Origin of the sequence: Actinoplanes italicus, assembly GCF_003001815.1 — a bacterium.
Taxonomy (GTDB): Bacteria; Actinomycetota; Actinomycetes; order Mycobacteriales; family Micromonosporaceae; genus Actinoplanes; species Actinoplanes italicus.
Genome location: NZ_PVMZ01000012.1, coordinates 21,278 through 42,662, shown reverse-complemented (window position 1 = coordinate 42,662; position 21,385 = coordinate 21,278). Strand labels below are relative to the sequence as shown.

14 protein-coding genes are annotated in these 21,385 nt (G+C 68.8%); 10 read left to right on the top strand and 4 right to left on the bottom strand.

The genetic code is table 11. The annotated features are described in order from the left end of the window. The first annotated feature begins 5 nt into the window (after positions 1-5). The 8 genes from CLV67_RS27250 (at position 6) to CLV67_RS27215 (ending at position 12,773) form a co-directional block, all read left to right on the top strand. Positions 6-1,385: an ABC transporter substrate-binding protein gene (locus CLV67_RS27250; protein WP_106323296.1), complete on the top strand. Its 1,380-nt coding sequence runs from the start codon at positions 6-8 to the stop codon at positions 1,383-1,385. Positions 1,386-1,387: 2 nt separating this feature from the next. After that, entirely contained in the window at positions 1,388-2,332 is a 945-nt protein-coding gene (locus CLV67_RS27245; protein ID WP_106323294.1) for a carbohydrate ABC transporter permease, read from the top strand. Positions 2,333-2,337: 5 nt separating this feature from the next. Then, on the top strand, positions 2,338-3,210 hold the full coding sequence (locus CLV67_RS27240; RefSeq protein ID WP_106323292.1) for a carbohydrate ABC transporter permease: 873 nt from the start codon (positions 2,338-2,340) through the stop codon (positions 3,208-3,210). 4 nt (positions 3,211-3,214) lie between these two features. Then, positions 3,215-4,750 (top strand): glycoside hydrolase family 13 protein, encoded by a 1,536-nt coding sequence (locus tag CLV67_RS27235; RefSeq protein ID WP_106323290.1) that lies wholly within the window; start codon positions 3,215-3,217, stop codon positions 4,748-4,750. A gap of 76 nt (positions 4,751-4,826) precedes the next feature. Then, on the top strand, positions 4,827-7,550 hold the full coding sequence (locus tag CLV67_RS27230; protein ID WP_106323288.1) for a galactose-binding domain-containing protein: 2,724 nt from the start codon (positions 4,827-4,829) through the stop codon (positions 7,548-7,550). An 81-nt stretch (positions 7,551-7,631) separates the two neighbouring features. Next, complete coding sequence (locus CLV67_RS27225) at positions 7,632-11,456, top strand: discoidin domain-containing protein (RefSeq protein WP_170154017.1); 3,825 nt, start codon at positions 7,632-7,634, stop codon at positions 11,454-11,456. Positions 11,457-11,533: 77 nt separating this feature from the next. Beyond that, entirely contained in the window at positions 11,534-12,001 is a 468-nt protein-coding gene (locus CLV67_RS27220) for a YcxB family protein (RefSeq protein ID WP_106323286.1), read from the top strand. A gap of 22 nt (positions 12,002-12,023) precedes the next feature. After that, the gene (locus tag CLV67_RS27215; protein WP_106323284.1) at positions 12,024-12,773 is read left to right on the top strand and encodes a ComEA family DNA-binding protein; all 750 of its coding nucleotides are present in this window, start codon (positions 12,024-12,026) and stop codon (positions 12,771-12,773) included. A gap of 8 nt (positions 12,774-12,781) precedes the next feature. On the opposite strand, the gene CLV67_RS27210 is transcribed toward CLV67_RS27215, so the two are convergent. The 4 genes from CLV67_RS27210 to CLV67_RS27195 all read right to left on the bottom strand — a co-directional run bounded on the left by CLV67_RS27210 (position 12,782) and on the right by CLV67_RS27195 (position 16,831). Beyond that, positions 12,782-13,054 (bottom strand): helix-turn-helix domain-containing protein, encoded by a 273-nt coding sequence (locus CLV67_RS27210; RefSeq protein ID WP_106323282.1) that lies wholly within the window; start codon positions 13,052-13,054, stop codon positions 12,782-12,784. 238 nt (positions 13,055-13,292) lie between these two features. Further along, a complete protein-coding gene (locus CLV67_RS27205) occupies positions 13,293-15,419 on the bottom strand; it encodes a SulP family inorganic anion transporter (RefSeq protein ID WP_106323280.1) in 2,127 nt (708 codons plus the stop codon). A gap of 88 nt (positions 15,420-15,507) precedes the next feature. After that, complete coding sequence (locus tag CLV67_RS27200) at positions 15,508-15,708, bottom strand: hypothetical protein (RefSeq protein WP_106323278.1); 201 nt, start codon at positions 15,706-15,708, stop codon at positions 15,508-15,510. 52 nt (positions 15,709-15,760) lie between these two features. Continuing rightward, positions 15,761-16,831, bottom strand: a complete 1,071-nt coding sequence (locus CLV67_RS27195) for an NAD-dependent epimerase/dehydratase family protein (protein WP_106323276.1) — start codon at positions 16,829-16,831, stop codon at positions 15,761-15,763. A 191-nt stretch (positions 16,832-17,022) separates the two neighbouring features. On the opposite strand from CLV67_RS27195, the gene CLV67_RS27190 reads away from it, so the two are divergent. Further along, a complete protein-coding gene (locus CLV67_RS27190; protein ID WP_106323274.1) occupies positions 17,023-19,599 on the top strand; it encodes a carboxylate--amine ligase/circularly permuted type 2 ATP-grasp protein in 2,577 nt (858 codons plus the stop codon). A 16-nt stretch (positions 19,600-19,615) separates the two neighbouring features. Further along, entirely contained in the window at positions 19,616-21,382 is a 1,767-nt protein-coding gene (locus CLV67_RS27185; protein ID WP_106323272.1) for an N-acetylglutaminylglutamine amidotransferase, read from the top strand. Positions 21,383-21,385 lie beyond the last annotated feature (3 nt).

Sequence of the window (21,385 nt, the reverse complement as noted above, 5' to 3'; positions counted from 1 at the left end):
GACAGATGTCCGTACCGCAGTACCGGAAGGCTGCGGCGTTCGCGCTCGCGGCCGGCCTGGGACTCAGCCTGGCGGCGTGTTCCACCAAGAGCGACGACGGCGGCACCGACGCGGCCGGCAAGGTCACCATCACGGTCGACTGCCAGCCCGTCGCCGCCCAGAAGGAACTGCTCGACAACTGGAACGCGGATGTCGCCGAGTTCCAGAAGCAGAACCCGAACATCGTGATCAAGAGCATCAGCGTCGGCCAGCAGTGCAACAACCCGCCGGACTTCACGGCCCGCCTGGCCGGTGGCACCACGACCGACGTCTTCTACGGCTACATGACCGACCTGCAGCAGGTGCTGGACTCGGGTCAGGCGCTGGACATCACCCAGTACGTCAACAAGGACACCGTCTCCACCTGGGACAGCGTCGACCCGGCGCTCAAGGAGGTGTTCACCGACGGAGGCAAGCTCTACGGCGTCCCGGTGAAGAACTACTCGATGGGCCTGGTCTACAACAAGACCCTGTTCGCCAAGGCCGGGCTGGACGCGAACAACCCGCCGAAGACGTGGCCCGAGGTTCGCGAGGCGGCCAAGAAGATCACCGCCACCGACAAGAGCGTCGCGGGCTACGCGGAGTACAGCGCCGGCAACACCGGCGGCTGGCACTTCACCTCGCTGCTCTACTCGCAGGGTGGCCGGGTCCTCTCCGAGGACGGCAAGAAGGCCGCGTTCAACACCCCCGAGGGCAAGCAGGTCCTGCAGAACCTCAAGGACATGCGGTACGGCGACAACACCATGGGCAGCCGCCAGCTCCTGCAGTGGGGCGACCTGCTGACCAACGCCGCCGCCGGCAAGGTCGGCATGTTCATCGGCGCGCCGGACACCACCCAGGCGATCGTCAGCCAGTTCAAGGGCAAGTTCGAGGACTGGGCCGTCGCCCCGCTGCCGGGTCAGACCGACCTGGCGAAGGGCACGCTCGGCGGTGGTGAGGGTTACTTCTTCAAGAAGGACCTCAACAAGGAGCAGGTCGAGGCGGGCCTCAAGTGGATCGCCTACCAGAAGCTCACCCCGGGCAAGGGCCAGTTCGACTACGTACGGGCCAAGCCGCAGAACTACCCGGTCGGCCTGCCGCAGCCGCTGCTGTTCGCGAACGGCACCGAGGCGCAGAAGCAGGAGTTCGACCTCCGCAAGGCGAACGCGAACGTCCCGGTCGAGAACTTCGCGCTCTTCGAGGCCAAGCAGCTTCCGATCGTCGGCGAGCCGCGCGACGCCCAGGCGATCTACGCGATCCTCGACTCGGCGATGTCCGGTGTCCTGACCGACCCCAACGCGAACGTCGACACACTGCTGAAGACCGCTGAGGAGAAGGTCAACCAGCTGCTGGCAGCGGGTTCCTGACGATGCCTGCCGCGACCGCCACCGCTCCGGCTCCGGCCGGGGCGGTGGCCCCCGCCCCGCCGCGGATCACGAAGAACCGCCGCAAGCTGCAGGACAACCTGACCGGGCACGCGTTCCTGATCGGCGCGGTCCTCTGCTTCGGCCTCTTCATGTGGTTCCCGATGATCCGCGGCATCGTGATGAGCTTCCAGCGCACCCGCCGGGGGGTCACCACCTGGGTGGGCTGGGACAACTACATCCGGATCATCGAGGATCCGAGCTTCTGGACCGCCTGGAAGAACACCTTCTACTTCACCGCCCTGGCGCTGATCCTCGGTTTCGTGGCGCCGTTCTTCGTCGCGATCCTGCTCAACGAGTTCCGCCACGCCAAGGGCTACCTGCGCATCCTGGTCTACCTGCCGGTCATGCTGCCGCCGGCGTCGGCGCTGTACCTCTTCAAGTACTACGCCTACGACCCGAGCGAAGCGGGCCTCTTCAACGCGATCCTGGCGTTCTTCAATCTGCCCACGTCGGAGTGGATGCAGTCACCGACGATGACGATGCCGGCCATGGTGATCGCCTCGACCTGGATGAACATGGGTGGCGCGGTACTGATCTACCTGGCGGCACTCCAGAACATCCCCGGCGATCTGTACGAGGCGGCCGAGCTGGACGGGGCCGGCCTGTGGAAGCGGATCTGGCACGTCACGATCCCGCAGACCCGGCTGATCCTGGCGCTGCTCGCGATGATGCAGATCGTCGCGACCATGCAGCTGTTCATCGAGCCGCTGATCCTGGCCAACGGCGCGGGCACGCAGGACTCGGCCACCTCGGTCGCGTACCTGATCTACCAGCACGGGTTCTTCCAGAACGATCTCAACGGCGCCGCGGCGCTCGGCGTGATCATGTTGCTGGTGCTGGCCGCCTTCTCCGCCGTGTACCTCCGGCTGAGCACGAAACAGGACTAGAAACCATGTCTCGAACCCTCATCTCGCACGCTCAGCTCCAGCGTGGGCGCGGCCGGTTCCTCTACTGGGCGCTGCTCGGCATCATCGTCACGGCTTTCACGCTGATCTTCATCGGACCGCTGTACTGGATGGTCACGGGCGCTCTGAAGTCGGGCCAGGAGCTCGCGCAGACCCCGCCCACACTGTTCCCGCGGGATCCGGAGTTCACCAACTACATCGACGCGTGGAACAACCTGAACCTGGCGAAGCTGCTGTTCAACACCATCTACTACGCGGCCGGGGCGGTGCTCTTCCAGCTGATCCTGGACACCGCGGCGGCGTACGCCCTCTCCAAGCTCCGCCCGGTCTTCGGCAACGTGATCCTCGGCGCGATGCTGGCCACCCTGATGATCCCGGCCATGGTGCTGATCGTCCCGCAGTACCAGACGGTGATCAGCCTGCCGGTGCTGGACATCAGCCTGCTCGACTCGCCGTTCGCGATCTGGCTGCCGATGGTCGCCAACGCGTTCAACATCTTCCTGCTCAAGCGGTTCTTCGACTCGATCCCGGAAGAGATCATGTCGGCCGCCTTCATGGACGGCGCGTCCCCGCTGCGGACCCTCTGGTCGATCCTTCTGCCGATGTCGCGGCCGATCCTCGGCGTGGTGTCGATCTTCGCGGTGACCGCGGTCTGGAAGGACTTCCTCTGGCCGCTGCTGGTCATGCCGAGCCAGGAGACCCGCACGGTCAGCGTCGGAATCTACGCCTTCGCCGCCGGCACACCGCAGAACGTGGTGGTCGCGGCGTCGGTGATCGCCGCGGTGCCGACCGTGATCATCTTCCTGATCTTCCAGCGCAACATCATGTCCGGCCTGACCACAGGCAGCCTCAAGGGATAGCGGGATGACAATGCAGTGGTGGCGTGACGCGGTGATCTACCAGGTCTATCCGCGCAGTTTCGCCGATGGCGACGGTGACGGGGTCGGTGACATCGCCGGCATCCGCGCCCGGCTCGGCCACCTCAGAGACCTCGGCGTCGACGCGATCTGGATGAGCCCGTGGTACCCGTCGCCGATGGCGGACGCCGGTTACGACGTGTCCGACTTCCGCGACATCGACCCGGTGTTCGGCTCGTTGTCCGAGGCCGAGGCGCTGATCGCCGAGGCGCACGAGGCCGGCATCCGGATCATCATCGACATCGTCCCGAACCACATCTCCAGCGAGCACCCATGGTTCAAAGCGGCCCTCGCGGGTGGAAAAGAGCGGGATTACTTTTGGTTTCGTAAAAGCCAAAATATGCCCACAAACTGGACGGGCGAATTCGGCGGCACGACCTGGACACAGACACCGGACGGCGACTGGTACCTGCACCTGTTCACACCGGAGCAGCCGGACCTCAACTGGGAGCACCCGGACGTCAGGGCCGAGTTCGAGAGCATTCTGCGGTTCTGGTTCGACCGGGGCGCCGACGGCATCCGGATCGACTCGGCCGCGCTGCTGTTCAAGGACACCACGCTGCCCGAGGTGGTCGACGGCGAGCCGCACCCGTTCCACGACCTGGACGCGGTGCACGACGTCTACCGCTCCTGGCGGCGGATCGCCGAGGAGTACGAGGGCCGGGCGCTGATCGGCGAGGTCTGGATGCCCGACGTCGAGCGCTTCACCAACTACCTGCGCCCGGACGAGCTGCACGCGGCGTTCAACTTCGACTTCCTCGGGTGCGCCTGGGACCCGTACCTCATGCGCTCCTGCATCGATCGCACGCTGGACGCGCACGCCCGGGTCGGAGCTCCGCCCACCTGGGTCCTGTCGAACCACGACGTGACCCGGCACGTCACCCGGTACGGCCGGACGGACACCACGTTCAGTTTCGAGAACAACCTCGACGGCACCCCGGTCGACCTGGAACTCGGCACGCGCCGGGCCCGGGCCGCGGCGCTGCTCACCCTCTCGCTGCCCGGTTCGGCCTACATCTACCAGGGCGAGGAACTGGGTCTCTGGGAGAACGAGAACATCGATCCAGATCAAATGCAGGATCCGATGTACGCACGTCGCGGCCACACCCGCGACGGGTGCCGGGTCCCGCTGCCGTGGTCCGGCGACGAGCCGCCGTTCGATTTCACCACCGGCGTCCCGTGGCTGCCCCAGCCGGCCGAGTGGAAGGACCGGACCGTCCAGGCGCAGACCGGCGACCCGAACTCGATGCTCGAGCTGTACCGGTCCGCGATCGGCCTGCGCACCTTCACGGACACCGATTTCGCCTGGCTCGACCGTGGGGAGGGCGTCCTCGCCTGGACCCGCGGGACCGATTTCGCCTGTGTGCTCAACCTCTCCGACGCACCGGTTCCCCTGCCGGAGCACCGGGACATCCTGCTCGCCAGCAGCTCGCTCGACGGTGACCTCCTCCCCCGGGACACCGCGGTCTGGCTGCGCCTCTAGGGCGAACGAACGGGCGTTCCCGGTTCCACCGCCGGGGACGCCCATCTCGGGGGCTGGCCACACCAAGGAAGGAACCATGGCCAACCGCACCGTCCCACTCGCAGCACTCGCCGCCGTCCTCGCGGCAACGGTCACCACGGTGATCTGGCAACCCTCCCCGGCGCTGGCTGCCGGGCCGTCCCCGTTCGACTTCCCCGGGCGCGGCGCGACCGTGCCGTTCACCGAGTTCGAGGCCGAGAAGTCCGCGCACAACGGCACCTCCACCGGCACCGACCGCACGTACGGAACACTCTCGTCGGAGGCCTCCGGCCGGGAGGCGATCACCCTCGACGCCGCGGGTGAGTACGTCGAGTTCACCCTCACCAAGCCGGCCAACTCGATCAACTTCCGGTACAGCATCCCGGACGGCCGCAACGCCTCCCTGGACGTGCGCACCGGGTCGACGCTGATCAAGACGGTGCCGGTGACCTCGAAGTACGCCTGGTACTACGGCTACTACCCGTTCACCAACAACCCCGGCGACGGCCGGCCGCACCACTTCTACGACGAAGCGCGTGCGCTGTTCGGGACGACCTATCAGGCCGGTACGAGGATCCGGATCCAGGTGAGCTCGACCGCGCAGTCGCCGAGCTTCACCATCGACCTGGCCGACTTCGAGAACGTGCCGGGCCCGATCGGCAAACCGTCCGGCGCCATCGACGTGGTCGCCGACCACGGCGCCGACCCCACCGGCGCCACCGACTCGACCGCGAGGTTCCAGGCCGCCGTCAACGCGGGCGCCGCCTCCGGGCGGGTCGTCTACGTGCCGCCGGGCAACTTCACGCTGTACAGCCACGTGATCGTGGACCGGGTCACGCTGGCCGGGGCCGGTCCGTGGTACTCGGTGCTCGGCGGGCGGCACCCCACCCAGCGCGACCAGGCCGTGGGCATCTACGGCAAGTACAACGGCCAGGGCGGTCCCAGTCAGAACGTGACCGTCAAGGACCTGGCGATCATCGGTGACATCCAGGAGCGAGTCGACGAGCACCAGGTCAACGCGTTCGGCGGCGCCATGTCGAACTCGACGATCGACAACGTCTGGATGCAGCACACCAAGGTCGGCGCGTGGATGGACGGGCCGATGGACCGGTTCACGATCAAGAACAGCCGGATCCTCGATCAGACCGCCGACGGCGTGAACTTCCACATCGGCGTCACCAACTCGACGGTCACCAACACGTTCCTGCGCAACACCGGCGACGACGCGCTCGCCATGTGGGCGGAGAACGTGCCGAACGTCGGCAACTCGTTCACCCACAACACGATCGTCGCCCCGATCCTGGCGAACCACCTGGTCAGCTACGGCGGCCGGGACATCGTGATGACCGACAACGTGGTGAGCGAGTCGGTCTCCAACGGCGGCGGCATCCACGTCGGCAACCGGTACCCGGGCGTCACCGGGCCGACCGCGGTGGCCGGCACCTGGACGCTGGCCCGCAACACCCTGCTCCGGGCCGGTAACTCCGACTACAACTGGAACTTCGGCATCGGCGCGCTATGGTTCTGGGCCGACCAGGGCCCGATCACCGGCGCGACCATCAACGTCAGCGACACCGACATCCTGGACAGCTCGTACTCGGCGATCCAGTGGATCGGCGGACAGACGACCGGGCTGAACCTGACCAACGTCAACATCGTCGGGGCGGGCACCTTCGCGCTGCAGGCGCAGGCTCCGGCCACCGCCCGGTTCACCAACGTCAAGGCCAGCGGGATCGCGCAGAACCCGCCGACGTACAACTGCGCGGGTGCCGGGCTGGCGATCACCGACGGTGGCGGGAACTCGGGCTGGCAGACGTCCACCCCGTACTGCGGGCCGTGGCCGGCCCCGAAGTACGGCAACACGCCGACCACCCCGCCCACCTCACCGACGCCCTCCCCCAGCACCCCGCCCGCCACCGGCAACCTGGCGCAGGGCAAACCGGTGTCGGCGAGCTCCGCCAACGGTCAGTACACGGCCGCGAACGCGGTCGACGGCAACCCGGCCACCTACTGGGAGAGCAGTGGGGCGCTGCCCCAGACGTACACGGTCGACCTCGGCTCCGCGCAGAGCGTCGGCCGGGCCGTACTCAAACTCCCGGCCGGTTGGGAGAGGCGGACCGAGACCGTCGCGATCTCCGGATCCACCGACGGGTCGTCCTGGACGTCGCTGACCCCGGCCGCCGGGGTGACGCTCGACCCGGCCTCCGGCAACAGCGCGACCGTGGCGCTGCCCACCGGTAATCGCCGGTTCGTCCGGCTGACCATCAGCGCCAACACGGGCTGGCCGGCCGCCCAGCTGTCCGAGGTCGAGCTGTACGCGAGCGGCGGTACGACGGAGCCCACCACGCCTCCTACGACCACTCCGGCCGGAAATCTGGCGGCCAGGCGACCGGTGACCGTGACCAGCCAGGCCGAGGTCTACGGCCCGGCGAACGTGACCGACGGCAACGCCAACACCTACTGGGAGAGCGCGAGCAACGCCTTCCCGCAGTCGGTCACCGTCGACCTGGGACAGAACCGTGCCGTCGGGCGGATCGTCCTGAAGCTGCCGCCGGCCACGGCCTGGGCCACCCGTACCCAGACCCTGTCCGTCCTCGGCAGCACCGACGGATCGAGCTTCAGCACGGTCAAGGGCAGCGCCGGATACGCCTTCGACCCGGCGAGCGGCAACACGGTCACCGTTCCGGTCTCCACGACGGCGCGGTATCTGCGGCTCACCTTCACCGGCAACACCGGCTGGCCCGCGGGTCAGCTGTCCGAGTTCGAGGTCCACACCTCCTGATACGCCGGCGGGCGGCTCTCCACCGATGCCGCCCGCCGGTTCTCGAATATCACCTCTCAGGGAAGAAAGGTGCGCTCCCGCATGTCCAGATTGTCTCGAAGAATAGTCGCCACGGTGGCTTCCGCCGTCGTGGTGGCCGCCCTCGTGCACGCTCCGCCCGCCCTCGCCGCCGGACCCAACCTGGCCGCCGGCAAGACGTTCAGCGCGAGCAGCTTCACCGACGTCTATCCGGCCGGCAACGCCGGTGACGGCAACGCCAACACGTACTGGGAGAGCAACAACAACGCCTTCCCGCAGTGGCTGCAGGTCGACCTCGGCACCGCCACCCAGGTCAACCAGGCGATCCTCAAGCTGCCGCCGGCCACCGCGTGGAACACCCGCACGCAGACCCTGTCGATCCAGGGCAGCACCAACGGCACGTCGTTCAGTGATCTGAAGGCGAGCGCCGGCTACAGCTTCAACCCGTCGTCGGGCAACGCGGTGACCATCGACTTCACCGCCGCGAGCGCCAGGTTCGTGCGGCTGAACTTCACCGGCAACTCCGCGTGGCCAGCCGGTCAGCTGTCCGAGCTGGAGGTCTACGGCCCGGTCAGCGGTGACAGCCAGGCGCCCAGCGCGCCGGGCAGCCTGGCGTACACCCAGCCGGCCAGCGGCCAGGTGCGGCTCACCTGGAACGCGTCGACCGACAACGTGGGCGTGACCGGCTACGACGTGTACGCCAACGGCCAGCTGCGCAGCTCGGTGGCCGGCAACGTGCTGACCTTCACCGACAACCAGCCCGACTCGGCGACCGTCTCGTACTACGTGCGGGCCAAGGACGCGGCCGGGAACGTGTCGGCGAACAGCAACACGGTGACCCGCAACGGTGCGACCGGTGACACGAGCGCCCCGACCACGCCGGGCACCCTGTCCTACACCGTGCCGGCGAGCGGGCAGATCCGTCTCGCGTGGGGCGCGTCCACCGACAACGTGGGCGTGACCGGCTACAACGTGTACGCCAACGGCACCCTCAAGACGACGGTGACCGGTCTGACGTACACCGACTCGCAGCCTGACTCGGCGACCGTGTCGTACTACGTCAAGGCCCGTGACGCCGCCGGCAACGAGTCGGCCGCCTCCAACACGGTGACGCGGACCGGCACCCAGCAGCCGGGCAGCAACATCGCGGTCGGCAAGCCGATCGAGGCGTCGTCGGTGATCCACACCTTCGTGGCCGCGAACGCGAACGACAACGACACCGCCACCTACTGGGAGGGTTCGGCGTACCCGGCGAACCTGACCGTCAAGCTCGGCTCCAACGCGTCCGTCTCGTCGGTGGTGGTCAAGCTCAACCCGTCGACCGCGTGGGGTGCGCGTCAGCAGACGTTCGCCGTGCTCGGCCGGGAGCAGTCGGCCTCGGCCTACACGACCCTGGTCGGCTCCGCCACGTACAGCTTCAATCCGGCAAGCGGCAACACGGTGACCATCCCGGTCGCAGCGACCACCGCGGACGTCCGTCTGTCCTTCACCGCCAACACCGGCGCCCCCAGCGGGCAGGTCGCGGAGTTCCAGGTCATCGGTACTCCGGCGCCCAACCCGGACCTCACGGTCACCGGCCTCACGGCCTCCCCGGCTGCGCCGGTCGAGACCGACGCGATCACCCTTTCCGCCACCGTCCGCAACGCGGGCACGGCTTCCTCACCCGCTTCGAACGTCAACCTCTACCTGGGTACGACCAGAGTCGGCACCGCCACGGTCGGAGCCCTCGCGGCCGGCGCCTCGACCACGGTCAGCGCTTCGATCGGGGCGCGCGACGCGGGTTCCTACGCGCTCAGCGCCAAGGTCGACGAGGCGAACACGGTCATCGAGACCAACGACGCCAACAACTCCTACAACAGCCCGAACAACCTGGTCGTCGCATCGGTCAGCAGCTCCGACCTGGTCGCGTCGGCGGTCTCCTGGTCGCCCGGCAACCCGGCGGCCGGCAACACGGTCACGTTCTCGGCGATCCTGAAGAACCAGGGCACCGCGGCCAGCGGCAGCGGCGCGCACGGCGTGACCGTGACGATCCTGAACGGCTCGACCGTCGTGAGGACGTTCACCGGCTCGTGGACCGGAACCCTGGCGGCCGGCGCGTCGTCGCCGTCGATCAACCTGGGCACCTGGACCGCCGTCAACGGCAAGTACACGGTCCGCACGGTGGTCGCGAACGACACCAACGAGCTGCCGGTCAAGCAGGCCAACAACACGACGGAGAAGCCGTTCTTCGTGGGCCGCGGCGCGAACATGCCGTACGACATGCTGGAGGCCGAGGACGGTCAGACCGGTGGCGGCGCGCAGGTCGTCGGACCGAACCGGATCGTCGGCGACCTCGCCGGTGAGGCGTCCGGCCGCAAGGCCGTCACGCTGAACCAGACCGGCTCATACGTCCAGTGGACCACCCGGGCCGCCACCAACACGGTGGTCGCGCGGTTCTCCATCCCGGACGGCACGAACAGCTCGATCAACGTGTACGTCAACGGCTCGCTCAACAAGACGCTGCCGCTGACCTCGAAGTACGCGTGGCTGTACGGCAACGAGACCAACCCGCAGAACTCGGGCACCGGTCCGCGCCACATCTACGACGAGGCGAACATCCTGCTGACCGGTTCGTTCCCGGCGGGCAGCACGATCAAGCTCCAGAAGGACGCGGCCAACTCGGGCAACATCGCGATCGACTTCATCAACACCGAGCAGGTCGCTCCGGTGGCGAACCCGGACCCGGCCCGCTACGTCGTGCCGACCGGTTTCGATCACCAGTCGGTGCAGAGCGCGCTGGACGCCGCCCGCCAGGACAGCACCAAGATCGGTGTCTACCTCCCGGCCGGCGACTACCAGACCAGCAACAAGTTCCAGGTGTACGGCAAGGCGCTGCGCGTCGTCGGCGCGGGCCCGTGGTACACCCGCTTCCACACGCCGTCCACCCAGTCCGAGACGGACGCCGGCTTCCGGGCCGACGCCACCGCCAACGGCTCGACGTTCGCGAACTTCGCGTTCTTCGGCAACTACACGATCCGCATCGACGGTCCCGGCAAGGTGTTCGACCTGGCCAACGTCGCCGACATCACGATCGACAACATCTGGGCCGAGCACACGGTGTGCCTGTACTGGGGCGCCAACACCGACCGGATGAAGATCACCAACTCACGTATCCGGAACATGTTCGCCGACGGCGTGAACATGACCAACGGCAGCACCGACAACCTGGTCGACAACAACGACGCCCGGGCCACCGGTGACGACAGCTTCGCGCTGTTCTCCGCCATCGACGCGGGCGGCGCCGACGAGATCAACAACGTGTACTCGAACCTGTCCACCACGCTGACCTGGCGTGCCGCGGGCATCGCGGTCTACGGCGGGTACGCCAACACGTTCAAGAACATCTACATCGCGGACACCCTGGTCTACTCGGGCATCACCATCAGCTCGCTGGACTTCGGGTACCCGATGAACGGCTTCGGCGCGACCCCGCCGACCGTTTTCGAGAACATCTCGATCGTCCGGGCGGGCGGCCACTTCTGGGGCAGCCAGGTGTTCCCGGCGATCTGGGTCTTCTCGGCGTCCAAGGTGTTCCAGGGCATCCGGGTCAACAACGTCGACATCGTCGACCCCACGTACTCGGGCATCATGTTCCAGACCAACTACGTGGGCGGCCAGCCGCAGTTCCCGATCAAGGACACCGTCTTCACCAACGTGTCGATCACCGGCGCGCAGCGCAGCGGCGACCAGTTCGACGCCAAGTCGGGCTACGCGATCTGGGCCAACCCGATGCCGGAAGCCGGTCAGGGCCCCGCCGTCGGCGCGGTGACCTTCAACAACCTGCAACTCAGCAACAACTACCGGGACATCGAGAACCCGACCAGCACCTTCACCATCACCCGTAACTGACCTTCGCAGCACGGTTTCGTCTCTCCGGCAACGTGCCCGCGCCCTGACCGGCGCGGGCACGTTCGTAAGATCCATCGGTGCACATCGAGTTCACCCACGCCCGCACCCCGGATTACTTCAAGCGCCGGTTCGCCGCCGGCGCCCAGCGTGCGGCCGCCCCGTACTCCACGGCCGCCGCCGTCTTCGGGTTCGCCGGCCTGATCATCATCCTGGGCGGCGAGGCCGCGCCCACAAGCCTGCTGATCGGCGTCCCACTGCTCGTGGTGGCCGCCGTCTTCACCGCCGTCGCCGGCTGGCGCTGGAAGAAGGAGAGCACCGTGCGGGACGGCTGGCTGAGCCCCCGCACGTGGCGGCTCACCGACGAGAAGTTCCACTCCTCGACCGACGAGAGCTCCGCCGACATCGAGTGGTCGGAGTTCCGGTCGTTCCTCGTCCAGGACGACGCCTACATCCTGTTCCTGCCGGGCGGCAAGGTCTATGACATCCCGCGCGAGCCACTCACCCCTGAGCAGGACGCCGAGCTGGTCAAGTTTTTCCGGACTTGAGCCGCGGGCATACCGTCGGGGCATGCAGCCCGATCCGCGATACCCCGCCGGATGGCGGCACGAGCTTCCGCCCCAGACCGGGTGGTGGTTCCTGATCCCGATGTTCACCTGCGGCTACGGCACTCCGGTGATGGTCTTCATCGCGGGCGTCAAACTGCGGTCCCGGCTCCAGAAGTCCCTCGCGGCGCTGTACGCGGCCGCGGTCGTCGTCGCCGTCGCCTTCTCCGCGGTGAACGACGACGACGCCGACGCCCTCGCCACCGCCCTCTTCATCCTGTTGTGGCTCATCGGAACGGTCCACGTGGCCGTCCTGCAGAACCGGGTCCGCGAGCGCTGGTTCCGGGAGGCCGCGGCCCGCAACGGACACACCGGCCCGCGGCCCGGCCTGACCCACTACCCGCCGCCCGCCTGGCACCACGGCACCGGCGTCGACCCTGCGCTGGCCGCGGCCCAGTGGCGGGCCGCCCGCCGCCAGGAGGCCCGGCAGCTGCAGGCCACCCAGCCCGCGATGGCCTCCGAGCTGATGGTCGGCCGCCCCGACCTGCCCGGCCGGCAGTACGATGACGGCGGCCTGATCGACGTCAACCACGTCTCCGCCGAGTGGCTGCAGCGGTATCTCACCATCGAACGCCCACTCGCCGAGCGGATCGTCGAGGCCCGGGACCGCCACAACGGCTTCACCACCCCCGAGGAACTGGTCGTCTACTGCGACGGGCTGACCCCGGCCAAACTCGAACTGTTCCGCGACCGACTCATCTTCATCCCCCGCTGACCCACCAGTCAGGCAGCCTCGCCCCGCGCCTCGAACCCGACTCGGAGAGTAACGTCCAGCGCTGCCGCCAACCGTTCCAGCACAGGCAGGGTCGGAACGGTCCCACCGGCCTCGAACCGCGCAACGGCGGACTGGGTCATGCCCGATTCCCTCGCGAGTTGCGCCTGACTCCAGCCCCGGCGCTCACGGAGCTCGCGGACCGAGCGGCCCAACTCGAACGCCAGCCGGGCCGCGTCGTACGCCTCAACGGCGCCCGGCTCAGCCAGCCGGCGCTCCCGCATTGCGGCCCCCAGCTCATAGCATCAATGCTATACCTCTCAGTCTTCGTTGAACCGCGCCCGCAGCCGTCCCCGGAGCAGGACCACGTGTCGGATCAGGGGGCATGTCGCCGTCATCGCGGAGGACGGACTGCCAGGAGCGCCGGGCCGGGAACGCCCGCAACCTCACGAGCAGGCGCCCATGCTCCCGGAGGATCCCGGTGTGGCCGGCGCCCGAGAGTTCCGGGCGCCGGCCCCATGGTCAGGCGGCGGGCTGCACCGAGACCGGGTGGGCCTGGCCGACGATCGGGTCGACCTCGTACATCCTGGCCTCGGCCAGGTCGAAGTACATGCCCGTGACGCGCAGGCCGCCGGCGGCCTCGGCGGCACGGACCGCCGGGTAGGTGCGCAGGTTGGCGAGCTGCTGCACCACGTTGTCGGTGCAGCAGCGCTCCTCGTCGGAACGGTCGGTGAACCGTACGCCGGAAAGTGCCAGCCAATCGCCGAGCGCCGACCCGCGGCTCGCCGCGTCGGTCATCAGCGCTCGCACGGCTCCGCAGCCGGAGTGGCCGCAGACGGTGATCGTGGTGACGCCCAGGATGTCGACCGCGTACTCGACGGCCGCGCCCACCGACGTGTCGCCGGAGTCGTGGGGCGGGACGAGATTGCCGATGTTGCGGACGCAGAACAGGTCACCCGGGCCGCTCCCCGTGATCAGGTTGGGAACCACCCGGGAGTCGGCGCACGTGATGAAGAGCTGCTGCGGGCGCTGCCCGTCCCGGGCCAGGTCGGCCAGCTGGGGCCGGACCAGCGGGGCGACACTGCGCTCGAACTCGGCGATCCCGGCCGCCATCGCGTCCCGGCGCTGCTGGTCCATGTCCTGCCAGCGCGACCAGGAGCCGAGCAGCCGCGGGGTACGTTTGCCGCCGCCCAGCCGGCCCGAGGTGGCCTGGTGGAACCAGGAGTCGTGCACCTCGCGGATCCGAACCGTGCCACCGGCCCGTTCGTACCCGGATCGCCAGTCCCTGATCGTCTCGAACGCCCCGTGGTCCAGATAGTCGAGATGCAGTTCGACGTCGACGTCCGCGCCGGGCGGCAGAGCGCCGAGCTCACGGCTGAGCCGGGCCGACTCGACGAACGACAGGGTGCCGTTGATGGTGACCGACCACTCGCCGGGCGAGCGTTCGACGCGGCGGATCTCGGAGCGGGTGAGCCGCCACAGGATCAGCACGGCCGCGGTGATCATGCCGAGCGCCACACCGGTCAGCAGGTCGGTGAAGACCACACCGCACGCCGTCACCACGTAGGTGGGCAGTTCCCGGTGCCGGGCGTACGTGCGGATCTGGGCCAGGTCGACGAGCCGCAAACCCACCACGATGAGTACGGCCGCCAGCACCGCCATCGGGATGGTCTCCATCAGGTCGGCGAAGAGCAGCACGAACGCGGCGATCCAAAGACCATGCAAGATCGCAGAGGCTCGGGTACGGGCTCCGGCCGCGACATTGGTGGAACTGCGCACGATCACGCCGGTGACCGGCAGACCGCCGAGCAGCCCGGAGACGGTGTTCGCCGCGCCCTGGCCGACGAGTTCCCGGTTCAGGTTGGCGCGCGGCCCGTCGTGCAGGCGGTCCACCGCTACGGCGGACAGCAGCGACTCGACGCTGGCGACGATCGCGATGGTCAGCACCGCGACGACGATCTCCCGGGCCGGCGCGTCGGGCCAGGCCGGGCGGATCAGGCCGGTCAGCGGTTCGTCGGGCAGGCTGACCCGGTCCACGTCGGCGCCGGTGCCGGCGGCCAGCGCGGTCATCGACACGACCGCGACCAGGGCGGCCGGCAGCAGCGAGAACCGGACCAGCCGGGGCCAGAGCACCAGGATCGCCACGGTCAGGACTCCCAGCACCGCGGCTGCGCCGTGGTGGGTGGCGAGCTGGCCGGGCAGGTCGATCAGGTTGCGCCAGGCGGAACTCTGCGGGGCGCCGCCGAGCATAACGTGGACCTGGCTGAGCGCGATGACCAGGCCGATGCCGGCGAGCATGCCGTGCACGACGGCCGGGGACAGTGCCAGGGCGGCGCGGCCCAGGCGGGAGGCGCCGAGGACGATCTGGACCAGACCGGCGACGGCGACGATGGCGGCGGTGCCGGCGAAGCCGAAGTCGGCGACGGTTCCGGCAACGATCACGGTGAGGCCGGCGGCCGGGCCGCTGACCTGTAACGGGGCGCCGCCGAGGGCGCCCGCGACGACGCCGCCGACAACGGCGGCGACCAATCCTGCGAGTAAGGGTGCACCCGAGGCCGCGGCGATGCCGAGGGAGAGCGGGATGGCGATCAGGAACACGACGATGGACGCCGGCAAGTCCCGGCGCAAAAACTGCGTCAAGTCGGACATTTCGGCAATGTACCCAATTTTGGTTAACGGGTGATTACGTAACGACTCCTTACAGAAAAGACACAGCAACCCGAACCCCAGCCGTGTCTCACCGCCGCCTCGGTGGCGTGTCGATCGCGGCGATGCCGAAATCGGTCAGCACCACCCGCTCCTCCTCGAGGAGGACGTCGGCGGGTTCGACGTCACGGTGGGCGATGCCCTCCCGATGGGCGACCCGCAGCACCCGGCGGGTGCTGCGGGTCGGACGGCTGGGCGGGCTCGGAGGAGGCGGAGGCGGCGGGTCACCCATCCCGACGCGCTGCGCATGGCAGCGAATCCATCGGTCCGGGGGCCACAGCCGGTCAGGCCTTCCAGACCTCCTGGTTGGCCTCGTAGATCTCGCGCAGGATGGCCGGCACGTCGTAGGTCAGCTTCCAGTCCGGGTAGTGCTGCTCGAACCGGCCGGTGCCGCTGATCCACCACTGGTGGTCGCCCATCCGGTTCTGGTCGACGTACTCGGTCTGCGCCTCGAGCCCGGTGATCTCCGACGCGATCTTGAACGCCTCGATGTGCGAGCAGTTGGAGAACCGGCCGCCGCCCATGTTGTAGATCTCGGCGACGCGCGGGGCCTTGTGGAACGCCTCGAACGCGGTGATCAGGTCGTACGAGTGGATGGCGTCGCGGACCATCTTGCCCTTGTAGCCGAAGATCTTGTAGGTCCGCTGCTCCATGACACAGCGCATCACGTACGCCAGGAAGCCGTGCAGCTCCGCCGCCGAGTGACCGGGACCGGTCAGCGTGCCACCGCGGAACACCGCCGTGGGCATGTCGAAGTAGCGGCCGTACTCCTGCACCATGATGTCGGCGGCCACCTTGGAGGCGCCGAAGACCGAGTGCATGCTGTTGTCGATCGACATGGTCTCGTCGATGCCGCCGTACCACTGGTGGTCCTCGGGCAGCTCCCACCGCGTCTCCAGCTCGACCAGCGGCAGTGAGTTCGGCGTGTCGCCGTACACCTTGTTGGTCGAAGTGAAGATGAACGGCGCGTCCTTGGCGTGCCGTCGCGTGGCCTCGAGCATGTTGATCGTGCCGACCGCGTTGACGTCGAAGTCGGTGAAGGGCTCGCGGGCGGCCCAGTCGTGGCTCGGCTGCGCGGCAGCGTGGATCACCAGGCCGATGTTGGAGCCGAGTTCGGTGAAGAGCCGGTCGAGGCCGTCACGGTCCCGGATGTCGACGCTGTGGTGCATGTAGCGGTCACCGACCTCCTTGACGAGCCGCTGCAGGTTCCACTGGGTGGAACCGTCGGCGCCGAAGAAGTACCCGCGCATGTCGTTGTCGACCCCGACCACGTCCATGCCCAGGCCGGCGAAGTGCCGGACCGCCTCCGAGCCGATCAGACCGGCGGATCCGGTGATGACGACAACGCTGCTCATTTCCTGACCTCCGGGTGTCGGGCGTCACCGGGAGAGTACCGGTGAGCTGGAGCAGTCTGACCGGCCGGTCGCCTGTGTCGTGATCGTCATGCTTGACGGTGGCACGAAATGGGCACGTCACGGATTCGCCACATCCGGTGGGAAAGCTCCGACGGATACGGCAGAGAGATGACGAAGGCAAGGGGCGGTCCATGACGGATTCACTGCAGGCTGAACAGCACCGGACCTCCGGCCCGGCCGCCCTGACGCTCGGCGTGGAGGAAGAGCTGCACGTCGTCGATCTGGGTACGCGCGAGCTCGTACCGCGGGCTCCCGAGATCCTGGACCGGCTGGACGCCACGCACTTCTCCGCCGAGCTGCACCGATCGGTCGTGGAGACGAACACGCCGGTCAGCGCATCGCTGGACGACCTGCGGACCGGTGTCGCCGGGCGGCGCCGCGAGGCTGTCGGGGTGGCCGAGTCCCTCGGGCTGGGGCTGGTCGCGGCGGGAACCGTGCCGCTCGTCGACCTGGACGCGCTCCCGGTCACGCCGACCTCGCGCTACCAGCGGATGCTTCACGAATACCAGATGCTCGTACGGGAGCAGCTGATCTGCGGCACGCAGGTGCACGTCGGGGTGCCGGACCGTGACGAGGCGGTCTCGGTCGCCCAGCGGGTCAGCCCGGTGCTCCCGGTGTTGCTCGCCCTCTCGACCAGCTCGCCCTACTGGCTGGGTGAGGACTCCGGGTACGCGAGTGTCCGCTCGCTGGTGTGGATGCGCTGGCCGACCGCCGGCGACAGCGGCCGGCTGCACTCCGCACAGGAGCACGAGGACCTGGTCAGCGACCTGATCGCGTCCGGGACGATCAGCGACCCGAAGATGGTCTACTTCGACGTCCGGCCGTCGGCGCACGTCCCGACCGTGGAGCTGCGGGTCACCGACGCGAGTCCGGACATCGAGACGGTCGTCCTGCTGGCCGGGATCTTCCGTGCTCTCGTGCTGCGCGCACAGGGTGAGTACCGGGCCGGTCTGCCACTTCCCACGCCGCGGCCGCCGCTGCACCGCGCCGCCATGTGGCGGGCCGCCCGCTCGGGACTGGAGGGCGACCTGCTCGACCTGCCCCGTTCGCCGGTCCCGGTGCCGGCCGCCGTTGCGGTCGAGCGCCTGGTCGGCGAGCTGCGGCCGCAGCTGGAGGAGCTCGGTGACTGGGACCAGGTGTTCGACCTGACCCTGCGGGCGCTGAGCCGGGGCAGTTCGGCGGCGCGGCAGCGGCGGGCACTGGCCCGGCGCGGCCGGCTCTCCGACGTGGTGGACATGCTGGTGGCCGACACCCGCGGCGGTGTCACCGAGGCGGGTCCGGCCGGTTCTCCGGCGCCGGCGCTGATCGAGGCGTACGTGGCCGACGGTGACGAGGCCTTCCCGAGCGGGCGGGTCGCCCCGGCGTACGCGGGGATCCTGCCGGTCCTGACCTCGCTCGGCGCGACCGGCCTGCGGCAGCGTGAGGATCACCGCGACGACGAGCAGCGGGCCCGCGGCATCACGTTCAGCGTCGCCGGGGAGGCCGCGACCAGGTTGTTCCCGTTCGATCTGGTGCCGCGGATCGTCCCGGCCGACGACTGGGCCGGGATCCAGAAGGGCCTGATCCAGCGGGTGCGGGCGCTGAACGCGTTCCTGAACGACGTCTACGGCGAGCGGCAGGTGGTGGCCGACGGGATCGTCCCGGAATGGGTGATCAACGGCTCCCCGGAGCTGCGTGCCAGTGGTGCGCTGATCGGGCGGCCCGCTGTGCGTACCCAGGTGGCCGGTGTTGATCTGGTCCGGGACGACGCCGGCAAGTGGTGTGTGCTGGAGGACAACCTGCGGGTGCCGTCCGGGATCGCCTACGCCATGCAGAACCGCCGGCTCACCTGGAGCGTGCTGCCCGAGCTGCCGCGCCCCGCCGCGCTGATCTCCGTCGAGGAGACGCCGAAGCTGCTGAAGCGGGCGCTGCTGGAGGCGGCCGGTCCGGCGGCCGGGGACGACCCGGCGCTGGTCGTTCTCAGTCAGGGGCCGGACGACTCGGCCTGGTTCGAGCACAAGATGCTCGCCGAGGCGATGGACGTGCCGGTGGTGCGCAGCACCGAACTGTTCGTCGACGAGGGCCGGGTGTGGCGCCTGCGCAACGGTCACCGGCACCCGGTCGACGTCATCTACCTGCGGATGGGTGAGGACAGTCTGGTGCACTCCCCCGGCGCGGACGGCATGCCGCTCGGCCCGAGCCTGGTGTCGGCGCTGCACTCCGACAGCGTGGTGCTGGCCAACGCGCTCGGCAACGGCATCGCCGACGACAAGGCGGTGTACGCCTACGTGCCCGCGCTCATCGAGTACTACCTGAACGAGAAGCCGCTGATCGCCGACGTGCCCACCTATCTGTGCGGCATCGCGGAGCAGAGGACCGAGGTGCTGGGCCGCCTCGACGAGTTGGTCTGCAAGCCGGTCGACGGCTACGGCGGGGACCGGATCGTGATCGGCCCGCACGCGACCGCCGAGGACCTGGACGCGCTGCGCCGCCAGATCAAGGCCGCCCCGCACCGATGGGTGGCCCAGGAGGTGGTGAATCTGTCGACCCATCCGGTCTTCGACGGGCATCGGCTCGCCCCGCGGCACGTGGACCTGCGCGCGTTCGTGTTCACCGGCACCGAGTCGGTGGTCGCCCCGGCCGCGCTGACCCGGGTGGCACCCGCCGGAAGCATGATCGTCAACTCGTCACGGGGCGGCGGATCGAAGGACACCTGGTTGCTGGGCTGATTAGGGAGGATTTCTTATGTGCGGGATCGCCGGCGAGATCTGTTACGGCGACCGGAGGGCGGACACCGAGGCGGTCCGGCGGATGCTGCCCGGCATGGAGTCGCGCGGCCCGGACGGCGACGGTCTGTGGGACGGCGGCCGGATCGCTTTCGGCCACCGCCGGCTGAAGATCATCGACCTGTCGGAGGCCGGCGCGCAGCCGATGACCGATGAGAAGCTCGGACTCACCGTGGTTTTCAACGGCTGTGTCTACAACTACCGCGAGCTGCGCGAGGAGCTCACCGGGCACGGCTACACGTTCTTCTCGTCGTCGGACACCGAGGTGATCCTCAAGGCGTACCACCGGTGGGGCGCGGACTGCGTGACCCGGTTCCTCGGGATGTTCGCCTTCGCGATCGCCGAGCACGAGTTCGGAACCGTCACGCTGGCCCGGGACCGGCTCGGGATCAAGCCGATGTACCTGGCCGAGTCGCCGGGGCGCGTGCGGTTCGCCTCGACGCTGCCCGCCCTGCTCGCGGCCGGCGGTGTCGACACCAGCATCGACACGGTGGCGCTGCACCACTACATGACGTTCCACTCGGTGGTGCCGGCCCCGCGGACGATCCTGGCCGGGGTGCGGAAACTGCCGCCCGCGACCGTGCGGGTGATCCGCGCCGACGGGACGTCGAGCGAGCGGGTCTACTGGGAGGCGGCGTTCACCCGGCCGGTGGCGGCGACAGAACAGGAATGGACCGAGGCGGTACGCGACAAACTGCGCCAGGCGGTGGAACGGCGGATGGTCGCCGACGTGCCGGTCGGGGTGCTGCTCTCCGGCGGGCTGGACTCGAGTTTCATCGTGGCGCTGCTGGCCGAGCAGGGGCAGCGGGGTATCACCACGTTCAGCATCGGGTTCGAGTCGGGCGGTGGGGAGAGCGGGGACGAGTTCGCATACTCCGACATCGTCGCCAGGAAGTTCGGCACCGAGCACCACCAGATCAGGATCGGTCAGGACCGGTTCCTGCCGGCGGTGCAGCGCACCGTGGCGGCGATGAGCGAGCCGATGGTGAGTCACGACTGCATCGCGTTCAACCTGCTCAGCGAAGACGTCGCGAAGCATGTCAAGGTCGTACAGTCAGGGCAGGGCGCGGACGAGATCTTCGCGGGCTACAGCTGGTACCCACCCCTCGCCGGCGTTCCCCGCGAGCGGGCCGCCGAGGCGTACGCGAAGGAGTTCTTCGACCGGCCGCACGGTGACCTCGCCCGGCAGCTCAACCCGCAGTGGCTGGTCGACGCCGATGTCAGCCGCGAGTTCGTCGAGGCGAGCTTCGCCCGGCCCGGTGCGACCACCGCCGTCGACGCCGCGCTGCGTCTCGACTCGCAGGTGATGCTCGTCGACGACCCGGTCAAACGGGTCGACAACATGACTATGGCGTTCGGGCTGGAGGCGCGCGTACCGTTCCTGGATCACGAGCTGGTGGAGATCGCGGCGGCCTGCCCGCCCGAACTGAAGCTGGCCCGCGACGGCAAGGGGGTGCTCAAGGACGCGGCCCGCGGTCTCGTCCCCGACGAGATCATCGACCGGCCGAAGGGCTACTTCCCGGTGCCCGGCATCCGGCACCTGGAGGGACCGGTGCTCGACCTGGTCCGCGAAACTCTGCGGGCGCAGGCCGCCCGGGAGCGGGCCCTGTTCCGGCCGGAGTACGTCGACGCCCTCCTCGCCGACCCGAACACCCCGCGCACCACGCTCGGTGCGAACCAGTTGTGGCAGCTCGCGCTGCTGGAGATGTGGTTGCAGCAGTTGTAGACA